This window comes from Comamonas sp. MYb69, from assembly GCF_037479315.1.
In the GTDB taxonomy this organism is placed as follows: Bacteria; Pseudomonadota; Gammaproteobacteria; order Burkholderiales; family Burkholderiaceae_C; genus Comamonas.
The window spans coordinates 184661-199652 of record NZ_JBBGZG010000002.1 but is presented as its reverse complement, the minus strand read 5'-3'; the positions used below and the strand labels follow the sequence as shown (position 1 = coordinate 199652).

Below are 14992 nucleotides of genomic sequence, written 5' to 3'. Positions count from 1 at the left end.
GGCGCTGGGGTCGGCCACCCCCCGTGCGCAAGGCCCGGCTTGTCACCCAGGTTGGTGCCCGTCGCTTGAGATCAGCACTCGACGATGTGCACGGCCAGCCCGCCCAGCGAGGTCTCCTTGTACTTGCTCATCATGTCGGCGCCGGTGGCACGCATCGTGGCGATCACGTTGTCCAGGCTCACGACATCCGAGCCATCGCCGCGCAAGGCCATGCGGGCGGCATTGATGGCCTTGACGGCGGCCAGCGCATTGCGCTCGATGCAGGGCACCTGCACCAGGCCGGCAACCGGGTCGCAGGTGAGGCCCAGGTGGTGCTCCATGCCGATCTCGGCGGCATTCTCCACCTGCGCTGGGCTGCCGCCCATCACCGCGCACAGGCCCGCTGCCGCCATCGAGCAGGCCACGCCCACCTCGCCCTGGCAGCCCACTTCGGCGCCCGATATCGAGGCGTTTTCCTTGTACAGCATGCCGATCGCGCCTGCGGTCAGCAAAAAGTCCACCACGCCGGCCTCGCTGGCGCCGGGCACAAAGCGCCAGTAGTAGTGCAGCACGGCCGGCACAATGCCTGCGGCGCCATTGGTGGGCGCGGTCACCACCCGGCCGCCGGCGGCGTTTTCCTCGTTCACGGCCAGTGCAAACAGGTTCACCCAGTCCATCACCTCCAGCGGATCGGTGCTGGCACCGTGGGCATGCTGGGTCAGGCCTTGGTAAAAGCCGGCCGCACGGCGTTTGACGTTGAGCCCCCCGGGCAGCCGCCCTTCGGTGCGGCAGCCGCGTTGCACGCAGTCCTGCATGGCCTGCCAGATCTTGAGCAGGCCGCTGTCGATGTCGGCATCGGCGCGCCAGTGGCGTTCATTGGTGCGCATGATCTGCGCAATCGGCTGCTGCTGGTCCTGCGCCAGCTGCAGCAGCTGCGCGGCGCTGTGAAAGGGCAGGGGCAGTACCTCGGTGTCGGGCGCAATCGCCTGCTGGCGCTCGGCATCGTAGGCGGCCTCTTCGCTGACGATAAAGCCCCCGCCCACCGAGTAGTAGGCCTGCGCGTCGACCAGCCCATGCTGCGCATCCCAGGCCTCCAAGCGCATGCCATTGGGGTGGAAGGGCAGGCTGACCTCGCCAATCAAGAGCAGGTCGGTGGCCGGGTCAAACACGATGCGCTGCTCGCCATTGAGCAGCAGCTGCCCGGTGCTGTGGACTTCGGCAATCAGCGCATCGATGGCATTCACATCCACCGTATCGGGCGCATGGCCGGCCAGGCCCAGGATCACCGCACGGTCACTGGCGTGGCCGATGCCGGTGGCGCCCAGGGAGCCGAACAGCTGGCAGCGCAGGCGGGCCACCTGCGAAAGCTGGCCTTGGCGTTGCAGGCGCTGCACAAAGGCATGCGCGGCGCGCATCGGGCCGACCGTGTGTGAGCTGCTGGGCCCGATACCGATCTTGAACAAATCAAACACGCTGACTGCCATGGCTACTTTCCGATCATTTTTGCAACTGCAGACTGGCGCTGAGGATAGCGCTGATTTGCGCCCTGGCAAGCGGAGAAGCACCGAGCACGCCCAAACAGGCATGCGGCCCCAGGCGGCTGGCGACAAAGGCATCGGCATGGGCGGGCGCTGCGTGCTGCCGCATCAGGCCCGCCTGCGCCACCAGCACCAGCTGCTGCACCCATTGGCGCGCCTGCGCCTGCTGCGCCCAGGCGTCTTGCGCCATCGCCTGCCACTGGCCTTGCAGGCGCGCCAGCGCTTGTTGGATGGGGGCGTCATCGGCTGCCATGCGCTGCAAGTCCAGCCACAGCGCGTCGCGCATGTCAGGCTCGCGCTGCAGGGCCTTGAGCACATCGAGGCACATCACATTGCCCGAGCCCTCCCAGATCGAATTGACCGGCGCTTCGCGGTAGATGCGCGCCAGCGCCGAGCTGTCGATATAGCCATTGCCGCCCATCACTTCCATGGCCTCGGCGCTGCAGGCAATGGTGCGTTTGCAGACCCAGAACTTGGCCGCTGGCGTCATGGCGCGCTGCCAGGCCTGTGCGGTCGTCTGGCCCGGGGCGCTGCTGCCCTCAAAGGCCTGCGCCAGCTGCATGGCCAAGAGCAGCGCTGCCTCGCTCTCCAGCGCCAGGTCGGCCAGCACCGACTGCATCAGCGGTTGCTCCACCAAAGCCGCACCAAAGGCCTGGCGGTGCCGGGCCGACCACAGCGCCTGCACAGTGGACTGGCGCAGCAGCGCGCTGCTGCCCAGCACGCAGCACAGCCGCGTGACCGTGGCCATCTCCATGATGGTGGCAATGCCCCGGCCTTCCTCGCCCACGAGCACGCCATAGGCGTCGTCAAACAGCACCTCGCTGCTGGCATTGCTGCGGTTGCCGACCTTGTCCTTGAGGCGCTGCACCAGCACATGGTTGCGTGTGCCATCGGGCTGCCAGCGCGGCACCCAAAAGCAGGCCAGCGGTGCCTGCAGTGCCTGGGCGTCGGCGGCGCTGCTGGCCATGCGCGCCACCACCAGGTGCGCATCGGCCATGGGCACCGAATAAAACCATTTATGGCCTTGCAGCCGGTAGGCCGCGCCGCGCCCGCCACCTGTGGCATCCAGCGGGTAGGCCACGGTGGTGTTGCTGCGCACGTCCGAGCCGCCTTGTTTTTCGGTCATGCCCATGCCCACCCACAGGGCCGTCTTGTCTGCCAGCGGCGCATCGCGCGCGTCATGGCTGGCGCTCGTGATGCCGCGTTCTATCTGCGCCCACAGTGCCGGTTCCTTGCGCAGTACCGGGATCGCCGCCGTCGTCATCGTTGCGGGGCAGAGGCTGCCCGCTTCTGCCTGGCCATGCAGGTAAAAGCCGGCGGCCCAGGCGCTCCAGCGGCCGCGTGGGGCGGCTGCAGGTGAATCGGCATCGGGTGTGCCGGCAAATGGCATATCGATCAGTTGCTGCGCGCGGTAGTGCGCCAGCACCTGGTGCCATGCGGGGTGAAATTCCACCTGGCCGATGCGCCGGCCCCGTGCATCCCAGGGCTGCAACTGCGGCGGGTGGCGGTTGGCCTGGTCGGCCCATTGCGCAAAGGCGCTGCTGCCCACGGTGCGGGCGTGTTGCTGCAGGCCCGGCAGCCAGGCCTGGGCCTGCGCGCGTGCCAGGGCGGCCTGCAACGCCGGATCGCTGCCCAGCGGGTCGTAGTCGACCAGCTCATCCACCAGGTTGTCCTTGTCGCGCTCTGCCATGGCTGCTCTCCCAGATGTGCTTGCCCATTCTATGAATGGAGCCAGCCCATGGCAAAGCCGATCAGGGCGTGGTGTTCAGCCGGTCCAGCCGCAGGCGCTGGCGCTCATCGCCCAGCGCACGGGCGGCCAGCAGCACGCTGCCGCCTGCGGCCAGCGCGCCGGCAAAGGTCAGCAGCAGCAACAACAGGATCTGGTACTTGGCCGCTTCCAGCGGGTCCATGCCGCCCAGGATCTGGCCGGTCATGATGCCCGGCAAGGTGATCAATCCCGCAGCCGACATCTGGTTGATGATGGGGATCAGCCCCCGGCGGATAGCGGCGCGGGTGTGCGGTGCCAGGGCGCGGCGGAAGGACACACCCAATGCCAGCTGGGCCTCGATCGCAGCGCGGCCCGTGCGCACACCATCAAAAAAGCTGTCCAGCCCCAGGCTGGCGGCATTGAGTACGCTGCCCAGCACAATCCCCATCAGCGGTATTGCATAGCGCGCATCAAACCAGGGATCGGGCCGCACGGCGGTCATCAGCGCCAGCACCACGGTCGACAGGCTGGCCAGCGCCACCACCAGCCCGGCAATGCGGTAGTTGCCCCCGCCGGCCAGCCGCTGGTGCGGCCGCACCGCCACCTCGCGCGCGGCAGCGGCAATCATCACCAGCACGACGACCAGGGTGGTGCCCGGGTGCGCCTGCTGGAACACCAGCCGCAGCACATAGCCCACCAGCAGCAGCTGCACGGCCATGCGCAGCGATGCCCACAGCACCTGGCGCTGCAGCTGCAGGCGCATGGCCCAGGATGCGGCAGCGGCGGCCAGCACCAGTGCTGCGCCCACCAGCAAATCGCTGGGTTGCAGATGGATCGCCGTGTTCATTGCGCGGCCTCCATCGGCCGCAGCTGGTGGTCTAGCAATTGCATGCAGCGCTGGCCCACGCGCGCGGCCTGCGCCTGCGAATGGGTCACCCACAGCAGGCTCAGGCCCTGCTGCTGGCAGCGCTGCAGCAGTTGCTCTACCGCAGCCACCGATGTTTCATCGAGCGCCGCCGTGGGCTCATCGAGCAGCAGCACCTGGGGCCTGCGCAACAGCCCGCGCAGCAAGGCCAGGCGCTGGCGCTCACCGGTCGACAGCTGGGTCAGCGGAATATCGACAAAGCCCTGGCGCAACCCCAGCGCACTGGCCATCTCCAGCAGCGCCGCCTGCGAGCCCGGCGGGAAATGCTCCATCACCGTTGGCCCCCACCAGGCGGGCTCTGCTGCCAGGTACATCACCTGCTGGCGCCAGGCCGGGCCGCTGAAGGCGCTGCGCGGCTGGCCGTTGAGCAGCACCTCGCCACTGCCCGGGTCGAGGTCGGCAATCAGCCGCAGCAGCACCGATTTACCCGCCCCCGATGCCCCCATCACCGCCACGCATTCGCCGGCTGCCAGCTCCAGCGAGCAGGGCCCGCTGATGGGGCTTTCCAGGGCGCGGATGGACAGGCGGGCAGGGGCGGTGGGGGGCATGGGGGCTGAGTGTAGCGCTGGGCTGGTAGTCGCGAGTCATCGCGATGCGATGGATGAGCGATTTGCTCGCCAGCAAAAAAGCCAGCAGCACCCTGCCTGGGTGGCTGCTGGCTTCTTAAGATGAGAAGTGCTGTTGGGAATTATTGCTCGATAGGCTCAGCCACGACAGCTTCAAAAGCCTGGCGCAGTGCATCGAGATCTGCGGGTGCCGTGCTTTCTGCGTTCTTGAACGTGATCCCGGTACCGTCATCATTGCTGGTGGTCAGGCGGCGCACAATCAGCAGGTTGGTTGCGGTGGCTGCCGAGGTTCCGGTATAGCCCTCGCCGTCATTGACCTTGTAATCAAAGTAATAGACCTGTTCGACGCGATCGGCGATGTTGAACTTGATGCACACCACCAAGCCTGCATTCGGGCCACTGGTCACATTTTCGCAAGCGAAACGGTTGTCGGCGGTCGTGACAAAGCCGGTGCCGTAGCCGCTTCCTGCAGCCTGCTTTTCCAGATAGACGACATCCGAGCGGGGATTGCTGGTTCCCAACGGCGTGAACAGCCACATGCCAAACAGGCTCTGCGGGCTGTTGTCATAGCCGAAGCTAAAGCGCGAGATTTCCTTTTCTGCTTCGCCCGGGAACTTGATGTAGCCCTTGGTTCCAGACTCGAAACGCATCGACACGACGCCATCGTTGCCATTGTCCTGGCCGATGCGTTCGTTGCTGCCCAGGTAGCGGCCGCCCCGGTATTTGTTCAAGGTGCCGGAATACTGGTTGTTCTTGTAGGCGCCGGAGGTCAGGTAGAACGTGGCATTGCCGCTGGCGTCGTAGGCATACATTTGCATGACCAGGGTCTGGTTCTGCACATCGATGGCCAGGCCGCGACCGGGCTTGCCATTGAGTTCGCTGGTAACCACCCAGGTGCCCGATTGGGGCATATAGGCCTGGGCCAGGCTGGAGCCCAGCAGGGCGCCGATCGCAATCCATTTTTTCAGCATATGTCCGTCCGTTGGTTAATAGTTTTCAACAATTAAAACGGCATTAGAGCATGGCTTTACAAAATGGAAGCTTGGGTTTTACTTTGTTTGCATTGCAACAACAATGTTTGAGATTAGAGGCTGCTACACACCCGCAACACCGCCTCCCCATAAGCCTCCAGCTTCTTCACCCCAATCCCGCTAACCCCCTGCAGCTCATCCAGGCTCTGCGGATTGCGCTGGGCGATGGCCGCCAAGGTCGCGTCGGCGAAGACCACGTAGGCGGGCACGTTGTGCTCCTTGGCCACTTCGGTGCGCCAGGCCTTGAGGTTGATGAAGCGGACCTGCTCGTCGGGGCCCAGGTTTTGCGCGGCGACGGCGGGTTTGGTGCTGCGCTGGCGTTTGCTGGGGCTGCGCTCGGCGGTGCTTTCGCGCAGCTCCACGGTTTGCTCGCCGCGCAGCACGGCGCGTGAGCCGTCGCACAGGGTGAGGGTCTCGAAGCTGTAGCCAGCCTCGGTCTGCACCTTGTGGGTGGCCAGGGCGCCAATGGCCAGCAGCTGGCGCAGCACACCGCGCAGCTGGGGCTCGGTGTAGTCCTGGCACAGGCCAAAGGTGCTCAGCTGCTGGTGGCCGAACTGGCGCACCTTGTCGGTTTCCTTGCCGCGCACGATGTCGAGGATATGGCTGGCGCCAAAGGTGATCTGGCTGGCCGAATGGGCGCGGTAGATGGTGGACAGCAGCTTGCGCGCGGCATCGGTGCCGTCCCAGGTCTTGGGCGGGCTCAGGCAGTTGTCGCAGTTGCCGCAGCGATAACGCGGCGCCTTCTCGGCGGATGCGGCGGAGGCCTCGGGGTGGGCCGAGTCGTAGTCGCCGCCCTGGCCGTAGACCTCGTCAAAATAGGCCAGCAGGCGCACGCGCCGGCAGTCGGTGGCTTCGGCCAGGCCCAGCAGCGCATCGAGCTTGCCGCGCATCACCTGCTTGAAGGCGTCGCCCGCCGGGCTTTCGTCGATCATGCTGCGCTGGCTGACCACGTCGCGGTAGCCATAGGCCATCCAGGCATCGGCGGGCAGGCCGTCGCGCCCGCCCCGGCCGGTTTCCTGGTAGTAGCTCTCGATGTTCTTGGGCATGTCCACATGGGCAACAAAGCGCACATCGGGCTTGTTGATGCCCATGCCGAACGCGATGGTGGCGACCATCACAATGCCTTCTTCGCGCAGAAAGCGGCTTTGGTTCTTTTGGCGCAGCTCGGCGCCCAGGCCGGCATGGTAGGGCAGGGCGTTGATGCCGGCATCGCACAGCGATTGCGCGACCTCTTCGACCTTCTTGCGCGAGAGGCAATAGACCACGCCGGCGTCGCCATCGTGCTCGCGCTCGATAAAGCGCAGCAGCTGGGCGGTGGCGTCCTTTTTCTCGACGATGGTGTAGCGGATGTTGGCGCGGTCAAAGCTGCTGATGAAGACGCGCGCCGATTCGAGCTGCATGCGCTCGACGATGTCGGCGCGGGTCAGCGCATCGGCCGTGGCGGTGAGCGCAATGCGCGGCACGCCGGCATAGCGCTGGTGCAGTACGGTCAGCTCGCGGTACTCGGGCCGAAAGTCGTGCCCCCACTGGCTGACGCAGTGGGCCTCGTCAATCGCGAACAGGGCCAGCTTGCCCATGGCATGCAGCTCATCGAGCAGGCCCAGAAAGCGCGGCGTGTTGAGCCGCTCGGGCGCCACATACAGCAAGGTGATGCCGCCCGACATCAGCTGCAGCTCCACATCGCGGGTCTGGTCGTAATCCAGCGTGGAGTTGAGGAAGGCCGCGTCCACACCGATCTCGTGCATGGCGCTGACCTGGTCGTGCATCAGCGCGATCAGCGGCGAGATGACGATGGTGGTGCCGTGGCCCTGCTGCTGGCGCACGATGGCCGGGATCTGGTAGCACAGGCTTTTGCCGCCGCCGGTGGGCATCAGCACCAGCGCATCGTCGCCGCCAATCACATGGTCAACAATGGCTTGCTGCGAGCCGCGAAAATGCGCATAGCCAAAGGCATCTTGCAAGACGGTGTGGGCGAGGGAAGTCACAAATTGCTAGAGAAGGCAGCTGTGCCAGCCCCCTGGGAGGGCCGCGCAAGCGGGGTATCGTCAACGGGCCAGAAGCAGTCGCCCAGACACGGAGCCCGGGCGCAGGCGCAAAGCGCTATTGTGCGCGTTTTGGGGCGCAGCAACGGCAGGGCGGGGTTTGTGGGGCGGTAACGGGCGGTTTTGTGGCGCGGATGCCCTGCAATTGCGCTGTAGATGTGCTGTAGATGTGCTGTAGATGTGCTGTAGATGTGCTGTAGAGGCCCCGCAGCAACCGGGCGCCATACAACCAGCGCCGGTATGGCAAATAACGCCTGGGCGCCACGCCTGGCGGGCGGCCGCCCTACAATGGCCGCCATGTCACTGCCCCGCTATACCCGAGCCCAAGAACTGCCCGCCACCCTGGCCAAGCGCCTCGTCATTCTCGATGGCGCGATGGGCACCATGATCCAACGCTTCAAGCTGGGCGAGGCCCAGTACCGGGGTGAAGGCTATAGCGGCCCGGGCAGCGTGGGGGAGCGCTTCAAGGACTTTGCCTACGACGTCAAGGGCAACAACGAGTTGCTGTCGCTGACCCGCCCCGATGTGATCAGCGACATCCACGAGAAATACCTGGCCGCTGGCGCCGATCTGATCGAGACCAATACCTTTGGTGCGACGACGATTGCCCAGGAGGACTACCACATGGCCGACCTGGCCTATGAGATGAACCTCAAGAGCGCCCAGCTGGCGCGTGCGGCCTGCGACAAGTACAGCACCCCGGACCACAAGCGCTATGTGGCCGGCGCGCTGGGCCCCACGCCCAAGACCGCCTCCATCAGCCCCGATGTGAACGACCCGGGCGCGCGCAATGTGACCTTTGAGGCGTTGCGCCAGGCCTACCTGGCGCAGACCTTGGCCTTGATCGAAGGCGGCGCCGATGTGATCCTGGTCGAGACGATTTTTGACACGCTCAACGCCAAGGCAGCGCTGTTTGCGGTGGACGAGGCCTTTGAGCAGACCGGCGAGCTGCTGCCGATCATGATCAGCGGCACCGTCACCGATGCCTCGGGCCGCATTCTGTCGGGCCAGACGGTGACGGCCTTCTGGCACAGCGTGCGCCATGCCAACCCGCTGTCGATCGGGCTGAACTGCGCGCTGGGCGCCACCCTGATGCGCCCCTATGTGCAGGAGCTGGCCAAGGCCGCGCCCGACACCTTCATCAGCTGCTACCCCAATGCCGGCCTGCCCAACCCGATGAGCGATACCGGCTTTGACGAGACGCCGGAGATCACCAGCCGCCTGGTGCACGAGTTTGCCGCTGAAGGCCTGGTCAACATCGTGGGCGGCTGCTGCGGCACCACGCCCGACCACATTGGCGCCATCGCCCAGGCGGTGCAAAGCGCCACGGCGCGCAAGCTGTTCTACCCTGCAGAGGCCTGAACGGGGCGCCCCACCCAGGGGCGGCTTTTAAAGCGGCTGTGCTTACAGCACCATGCCCGCATCGCTCATGCGGCGGGCATAGACGCTGAGCAGCACACGCTCGGAGTGGGTCAGGTAGTCATGCATCAGCTTGGCCGCCTGCTCCATTTCCCCGGCCTCGAAGCGCTCCAGGATGTGGGCATTGAGGTCGATGTAGGGCGCATGCATGAACTCGGCATCGCCCAGCATGCCAAAAGCCAGGCGCAGCTCCACCAGCAGGTGCGAGAACATGGTGTTGAGCCGCTCGCTGTCGGCCAGCGCCACCACCCCTTTGTGAAAGCGCATATTGCCGGTGCCCACCTCCACCCAGCGGCCAGCCTCGCGCAGCTGCTTTTGCGCGGCGACGGCTTCGCGCATTTCCTTGCGCGCCGGGTGCTGCGGGATGGCCTGCTGCAGCGCCTGGCACTCGATCATGCGGCGCACGCGGTAGATGTCCATGATCGAGGCCATCGACGGTATGGCGACAAACACGCCCCGGTTGGGCAGATGGCGCAGCAGCCCTTCCTTGGTCAGCAGGCGGAACACCTCGCGCAAGGTGTTGCGCGAGATCTCCAGGCTTTCGCTCAGCGCCACCTCCGAGAGGCGTGATCCGGGCTGGAATTCACCACGCACGATGCGGTCGCGAATCTGCTCGGCCACGCGGTCATTGAGCGAGAGAGTAGGCAGTGCAACATTCATGGCGATCGCAGGTAGTCAGAGATTGACACACATGATAGCGGCGGCCTGTGGCCCGGCCCAGCGTATTGCCCCCAGCGCCTGAATCGGTCACTGTGGCGATTTTCTTCGCCATAAAGACGAGAATTTCGCCTACATCGCTATTTGAAAGCAGATGTGTACGGGTTTTCCCGATAAGAAAGCTTGTTTTGTTTGGCTAAACTTTTGTATTGTTCAACAAACTAAAATTTCGCATTGATGAAATTGATGGGTTGTTGAACAAAAACTATGCGGTACCCAGTCCTTGGGAACCGTGCCTATAACAAACCTTGTATTGTCATGGACAGCTCAATCGTCAACCTCTGGCCGCTCCTCGGGGTAGCCGTCATCATCGTGGGATTCGTCCTGCGTTTCAATCCCTTTGTGGTGGTGGTCGTGACGGCGCTCGTCACCGCTGCGCTGGCGGGTTTCCCCTTGCAAAAAGTGCTGGCCGAGCTGGGCACGGGTTTTGTCAAAACCCGCAACCTGCCGCTCATCCTGGTGTTGCCGCTGGCCGTGATCGGCCTGCTGGAGCGCCATGGCCTGCGCCAACATGCGCAAAACTGGATCGGCCACATCAAGTCGGCCACCACCGGCCGCCTGCTGATCGTCTACCTGGGCGCGCGCCAGCTGACCGCCGCCATCGGCCTGACCAGCCTGGGTGGCCACCCCCAGATGGTGCGCCCACTGCTGGCCCCCATGGCTGAAGGTGCGACCGAAACCCGCTACGGCAAGCTGCCCGAAGCGCTGCGCTACCGCCTGCGCGCTTTCAGCGCCGCCACCGACAACGTCGGCCTGTTCTTTGGTGAAGACATTTTTGTGGCCTTCGGTGCGATTGTGCTGATGACCACCTTCCTGCATGAAGCGGGCATCGATGTCGAGCCGATCCATGTGGCCGTCTGGGGCATCCCTACGGCGATCTGCGCGTTCCTGATCCATGCCTACCGCCTGCGTCGTCTGGACCAGTACATCGCCAAGGAAATGGCCAACGCGCCTGCCGCAGCATCGACCACCCGTGAAGGAGGTGCAGCATGATTTTCAGCATCACCCAAGTCTATTGGCTCGCCGGCCTGGTCATGGCGGCCGTGGCCGTCTTCAACCTGCTCGATGCCAGCAACCCCAAGCGCTGGACCACCGGCCTGTTCTGGGGCCTGTACGCGGTCATGTTCCTGCTGGGCGACAAGATGCCGCCTGAAGTGGTCGGTGCCGGCGTGATCGTGCTGGCGCTCATCGTGCTGGTCAAGGGCGTGGGCGGCGGCAAGCCGCAAGTGCGCAGCGATGCCGAGAACAAGGAAAGCGCTCTGCGCCTGAAGAACAAGCTGTTTGTGCCGGCGCTGGCCATCCCTGTGGTGACCGTGATCGGCAGCGTGCTGCTCAAGGACTTCAAGATCGGCGGCAACTTCCTGATCGACCCCAAGAACGCCACCCTGGTAAGCCTGGCACTGGGCTGCATCATCGGTGCGGCCATGGCCTGCAAGATGACCCGCGAATCGCCGGTGCAATCGCTGCGCGAATCGCGCCGCCTGGTCGATGCGATGGGCTGGGCCATGGTGCTGCCGCAGATGCTGGGCATGCTCGGTCTGGTGTTCTCGGACGCCGGCGTTGGCAAGGCCGTGGCCCATGTGACCACCACCTACATCAACATGGACCTGCGCTTTGTGGCCGTGGTGGTGTACGTTGTCGGCATGGCGCTGTTCACGGTCATCATGGGCAATGGCTTTGCCGCCTTCCCGGTGATGACGGGCGGCGTGGGCGTGCCGGTGCTGATCAATGTGTACCACGGTGACCCGGCCATCATGGCGGCCATTGGCATGCTCTCGGGCTACTGCGGCACCTTGCTGACCCCGATGGCGGCGAACTTCAACATTGTGCCGGCGGCGCTCTTGGAGCTGCCGGACCGCAATGCGGTGATCAAGGCGCAGGTGCCCACGGCACTGGGCATCCTGGTCTGCAATGTGTTTTTGCTGTACTTTTTGATGAACCACTGATCGCCGCAACCACAGGACTTCTGCATGACTGACGCAACCGTACTGGTGCTGGGCTTTGAGCCCTTTGACAAAGCCCCCCTCAACCCCGCGTGGGAAGTGACCCGCAGGCTCGATGGCAAGGCAATCGGCGCTGCGCGCATCGTCGGCGTGCAGCTGCCCTGTGTGTTTGGCAAAGCGCTGGAGGCGCTGGACGCCGCCTTGCAGCAGCACCAGCCCAGCCTGGTGATTGCGCTGGGCCTGGCTGGCGGCCGCACGGCCTTGTCGATCGAGCGCGTGGCCATCAATGTCGATGATGCCCGCATTGCCGACAACGCCGGCCAGCAACCCATTGATGTGGCGGTGGCCGCCGATGGCCCTGCGGCCTATTTTGCGCGCCTGCCCATCAAGCAGGCGGTGGCTGCGATGCGCGCAGCCGGTGTGCCCGCCGAGGTGAGCAACACCGCAGGCACCTTTGTCTGCAACCATGTCTTCTACGGCCTGATGCACCGCCTGAACACCGTGCCCGCCTGGGCACAGACGCGCGGCGGCTTTGTGCATGTGCCCTACCTGCCCGAGATGGCCGCAGCGCTGCCGGGCGCCCCCAGCATGGCGGTGGAGACGCAGTGCAAGGGTATTGAAGCGCTGATTGCGGCCGTGCTGCGGCATGATCCAGAGCAGCAGGATCTGCAGCTGAGCGCAGGCCAACTCCATTGATAGAAACAAGAAAGGTAGCACCATGTCCCTCACCATGGATTTGAACAGCGATCTGGGCGAGAGCCTGGGTGCATGGACCATGGGCGACGATGCGTCCATGCTGTCCATCGTCAGCAGCGCCAACGTGGCCTGCGGTTTTCATGCAGGCGATCCGGCTGGCATTCTCGATACCTTGAAAAAAGCCAAGGCCAACAATGTCGTGGTTGGTGCCCATGTGGCCTACCGCGACCTGGTCGGTTTTGGCCGCCGCAACATGGATGTGGCTCATGCCGACCTGGTGAGCGATGTGATCTACCAGATTGGCGCGCTGCAAGGCCTGGCCGCTGCGGCAGGCACGACGGTGCGCTATGTCAAACCCCATGGCGCGCTGTACAACACCATCGCCCAGGACCGCCGCCAGGCCGCTGCCGTGATCGAGGCCATGCAGGCCGTGGGCGGCCAGCTGGCGCTGGTGGTGCTGGCAGGCTCGCCGCTGATGCAATGGGCGCGTGACGCAGGTCTGACGGTGATCGCCGAGGCCTTTGCCGACCGGGGCTACACCCCGCAAGGCACCTTGGTATCGCGCCGCGAGCCCGGTGCCGTGCTGCACGACCCGGAGATGGTTGCCCAGCGCATGCTGCAGCTGGTGCAGCAGGGCACGGTGCAGGCCAATGATGGCTCGGTGGTCGAGGTGCAGGCCGATTCCATCTGCGTGCACGGCGACAGCCCCGGCGCGGTGGCGATGGCCCAGGCGGTGCGTGAGCACCTGCAGGCCGCTGGCGTGCAGATCCGCTCCTTCATGGACAAGGCGGGCGCATGAGCGACGAACGCACGATGCGCTTTTTGCCGGTGAGCGACCAGAGCATGCTGGTGGAGCTGCAGGACCTGGAGCACACCCTGGACCTGCTGGCTGCTTTGCAGGCCGAGCTGCCCGCTGGCGTGCAGGAGCTGGTGCCCGCTGCGCGCACGATCCTGATCGCCTTTGACCGCTGGCAGACCAGCGCGGCCGACCTGCAGCGCCACATGGCTGCGCTGCAGCTGGGCCGCCAGGCGCGCAGCGCCGGCCAGCGTGTCGAGATTGCGGTGCACTACGACGGCGAGGACCTGGCCGATGTGGCGCAGATCCTGGGCATTGATGTGCCCGAGCTGATTCGCCGCCACAGCGGCAGCGACTACAGCGTGGCCTTTTGCGGCTTTGCGCCCGGCTTTGCCTATCTGACCGGGGGCGACCCGAGCCTGAACGTGCCGCGCCGTAGCACGCCGCGCACCAAGGTGCCTGCGGGCTCGGTGGCCATTGCCGGCACCTTCAGCGCCGTCTACCCCAATGACACCCCCGGCGGCTGGCAGCTGCTGGGCCGCACCGATGTGCCCATGTGGGACCTGCTGCGCAACCCGCCTGCGTTGCTACAGCCGGGCATGCTGGTGCGCTTTGTCGACGCCAGCACCGCTGCGGGCCAGGCCTTGCTCCAGCAGCAATCCGCTGTGCAAGCCCAGGTCCCGGCAGCGACGGAGCACACCGGCGCCGGCATGCGCGTGCGTGCCACCGGCCTGCAAACCCTGGTGCAGGATGCCGGCCGTGCCGGCCAGGCCGGCCAGGGCGTATCGGCCGCCGGTGCGCTGGACCAGGGCGCGATGCGCCGTGCCAACCGCCTGGTGGGCAACGCTGCGCGGCTGTCGGTGCTCGAATCGGTCGCCGCAGGCCTGCAATTGCAAAGCCTGGGTGCCACCGTGGTGGCCGTTACTGGCGCCACCGGCCCCTTGACCGTGCGCAGCGCCAGCGGCGCTGCCTGGCAGGCCGCACGCAATGCGGCCATTGCCTTGAACGATGGCGATGTGCTGCAGCTGGGCGAGCCCGACAGCGGCGTGCGCAGCTATGTGGCAGTGCGCGGCGGCTGGCTGGTCGAGCCCGTGCTGGGCAGCACCAGCACCGATACCCTGGCCCGCATTGGCCCCGCCGCATTGGCCACCGGCCAGACCCTGGCCGTGGGCGATGCGCGCGATGCCGCAGCCGTGGAAGCCGCTGATGAGAACCCGCCTGCGCTGCCCAAGGCCGGTGAGACCGTGGTGCTCGATGTCGTCATGGGCCCGCGCACCGACTGGTTCACCCCCGAGGCCGTGGCCCTGTTTGCTGCGCAGCGCTGGCAGGTTACCCCCCAGTCCAACCGCGTGGGCTTGCGCCTGGCCGGTGAAGCGGCTCTGGTGCGCAGCCAAACCCAGGAGCTGCCCAGCGAGGGCACGGCCCTGGGCGCCATCCAGGTGCCCGCCAGTGGCCAGCCCGTGCTGTTTCTGGCCGACCACCCCTTGACCGGTGGTTACCCGGTCATCGCCTGCATTGCTTCCTACCACCTGGACCTGGCCGCGCAAGTGCCCGTCGGTGGCTGGTTGCAATTCCGCCCCCTGGCGCCCTTTGCGGACATGGTGGGCTGAATGTGGAACAGGGCCTGCGCGC

Annotated in this window: 13 protein-coding genes; 6 read left to right on the top strand and 7 right to left on the bottom strand. The window is 65.6% G+C overall.

All coding sequences use genetic code 11. From position 1 onward, the window contains the following. Positions 1-71: 71 nt before the first annotated feature. From WH303_RS03040 to recQ, 6 genes are all read right to left on the bottom strand, one after another. Positions 72-1463: an L-serine ammonia-lyase gene (locus WH303_RS03040; protein ID WP_339516914.1), complete on the bottom strand. Its 1392-nt coding sequence runs from the start codon at positions 1461-1463 to the stop codon at positions 72-74. 13 nt (positions 1464-1476) lie between these two features. Next, a complete protein-coding gene (locus tag WH303_RS03035; RefSeq protein WP_339516912.1) occupies positions 1477-3207 on the bottom strand; it encodes an acyl-CoA dehydrogenase family protein in 1731 nt (576 codons plus the stop codon). 61 nt (positions 3208-3268) lie between these two features. Further along, positions 3269-4072 (bottom strand): ABC transporter permease, encoded by an 804-nt coding sequence (locus tag WH303_RS03030; protein ID WP_339516910.1) that lies wholly within the window; start codon positions 4070-4072, stop codon positions 3269-3271. Further along, positions 4069-4698: an ABC transporter ATP-binding protein gene (locus WH303_RS03025; RefSeq protein ID WP_339516908.1), complete on the bottom strand. Its 630-nt coding sequence runs from the start codon at positions 4696-4698 to the stop codon at positions 4069-4071. Before WH303_RS03025 ends, WH303_RS03030 begins: the two co-directional genes overlap by 4 nt. 140 nt (positions 4699-4838) lie before the next feature. Beyond that, a complete protein-coding gene (locus WH303_RS03020; RefSeq protein ID WP_339516906.1) occupies positions 4839-5687 on the bottom strand; it encodes a hypothetical protein in 849 nt (282 codons plus the stop codon). A 113-nt stretch (positions 5688-5800) separates the two neighbouring features. Further along, positions 5801-7732, bottom strand: a complete 1932-nt coding sequence (recQ, locus tag WH303_RS03015) for a DNA helicase RecQ (protein ID WP_339516904.1) — start codon at positions 7730-7732, stop codon at positions 5801-5803. Positions 7733-8086: 354 nt separating this feature from the next. Between recQ and WH303_RS03010 the strand changes: the two genes are divergently transcribed. Then, the gene (locus tag WH303_RS03010) at positions 8087-9151 is read left to right on the top strand and encodes a homocysteine S-methyltransferase family protein (protein WP_027011114.1); all 1065 of its coding nucleotides are present in this window, start codon (positions 8087-8089) and stop codon (positions 9149-9151) included. A 42-nt stretch (positions 9152-9193) separates the two neighbouring features. On the opposite strand, the gene WH303_RS03005 is transcribed toward WH303_RS03010, so the two are convergent. Further along, a complete protein-coding gene (locus tag WH303_RS03005; protein WP_312987154.1) occupies positions 9194-9868 on the bottom strand; it encodes a GntR family transcriptional regulator in 675 nt (224 codons plus the stop codon). Between the two features lie 315 nt (positions 9869-10183). On the opposite strand from WH303_RS03005, the gene WH303_RS03000 reads away from it, so the two are divergent. The 5 genes from WH303_RS03000 to WH303_RS02980 are packed head-to-tail and all read left to right on the top strand — an operon-like array spanning position 10184 to position 14970. Beyond that, positions 10184-10918, top strand: coding sequence for a DUF969 domain-containing protein (locus WH303_RS03000; RefSeq protein WP_021027884.1), 735 nt, complete (start codon positions 10184-10186; stop codon positions 10916-10918). After that, positions 10915-11871 (top strand): DUF979 domain-containing protein, encoded by a 957-nt coding sequence (locus tag WH303_RS02995; RefSeq protein ID WP_339516896.1) that lies wholly within the window; start codon positions 10915-10917, stop codon positions 11869-11871. The genes WH303_RS03000 and WH303_RS02995 overlap by 4 nt, the downstream gene beginning before the upstream one ends. 24 nt (positions 11872-11895) lie before the next feature. Continuing rightward, a complete protein-coding gene (pcp, locus tag WH303_RS02990) occupies positions 11896-12564 on the top strand; it encodes a pyroglutamyl-peptidase I (protein WP_339516894.1) in 669 nt (222 codons plus the stop codon). Between the two features lie 22 nt (positions 12565-12586). Next, entirely contained in the window at positions 12587-13363 is a 777-nt protein-coding gene (locus WH303_RS02985) for a LamB/YcsF family protein (protein ID WP_021027881.1), read from the top strand. A gap of 14 nt (positions 13364-13377) precedes the next feature. After that, positions 13378-14970 carry a 5-oxoprolinase subunit B/C family protein gene (locus WH303_RS02980; protein WP_339517146.1) on the top strand — a complete coding sequence of 531 codons (1593 nt, stop codon included), beginning with the start codon at positions 13378-13380 and terminating at the stop codon, positions 14968-14970. Positions 14971-14992: the final 22 nt, after the last annotated feature.

Bases quoted from the DNA above. Each gene is read 5' to 3' on its own strand.
- WH303_RS03040 (WP_339516914.1), bottom strand. From the start codon at position 1,463: ATGGCAGTCAGCGTGTTTGATTTGTTCAAGATCGGTATCGGGCCCAGC.
- WH303_RS03035 (WP_339516912.1), bottom strand. From the start codon at position 3,207: ATGGCAGAGCGCGACAAGGACAACCTGGTGGATGAGCTGGTCGACTAC.
- WH303_RS03030 (WP_339516910.1), bottom strand. From the start codon at position 4,072: ATGAACACGGCGATCCATCTGCAACCCAGCGATTTGCTGGTGGGCGCA.
- WH303_RS03025 (WP_339516908.1), bottom strand. From the start codon at position 4,698: ATGCCCCCCACCGCCCCTGCCCGCCTGTCCATCCGCGCCCTGGAAAGC.
- WH303_RS03020 (WP_339516906.1), bottom strand. From the start codon at position 5,687: ATGCTGAAAAAATGGATTGCGATCGGCGCCCTGCTGGGCTCCAGCCTG.
- WH303_RS03010 (WP_027011114.1), top strand. From the start codon at position 8,087: ATGTCACTGCCCCGCTATACCCGAGCCCAAGAACTGCCCGCCACCCTG.
- WH303_RS03005 (WP_312987154.1), bottom strand. From the start codon at position 9,868: ATGAATGTTGCACTGCCTACTCTCTCGCTCAATGACCGCGTGGCCGAG.
- WH303_RS03000 (WP_021027884.1), top strand. From the start codon at position 10,184: ATGGACAGCTCAATCGTCAACCTCTGGCCGCTCCTCGGGGTAGCCGTC.
- WH303_RS02995 (WP_339516896.1), top strand. From the start codon at position 10,915: ATGATTTTCAGCATCACCCAAGTCTATTGGCTCGCCGGCCTGGTCATG.
- pcp (WP_339516894.1), top strand. From the start codon at position 11,896: ATGACTGACGCAACCGTACTGGTGCTGGGCTTTGAGCCCTTTGACAAA.
- WH303_RS02985 (WP_021027881.1), top strand. From the start codon at position 12,587: ATGTCCCTCACCATGGATTTGAACAGCGATCTGGGCGAGAGCCTGGGT.
- WH303_RS02980 (WP_339517146.1), top strand. From the start codon at position 13,378: ATGCGCTTTTTGCCGGTGAGCGACCAGAGCATGCTGGTGGAGCTGCAG.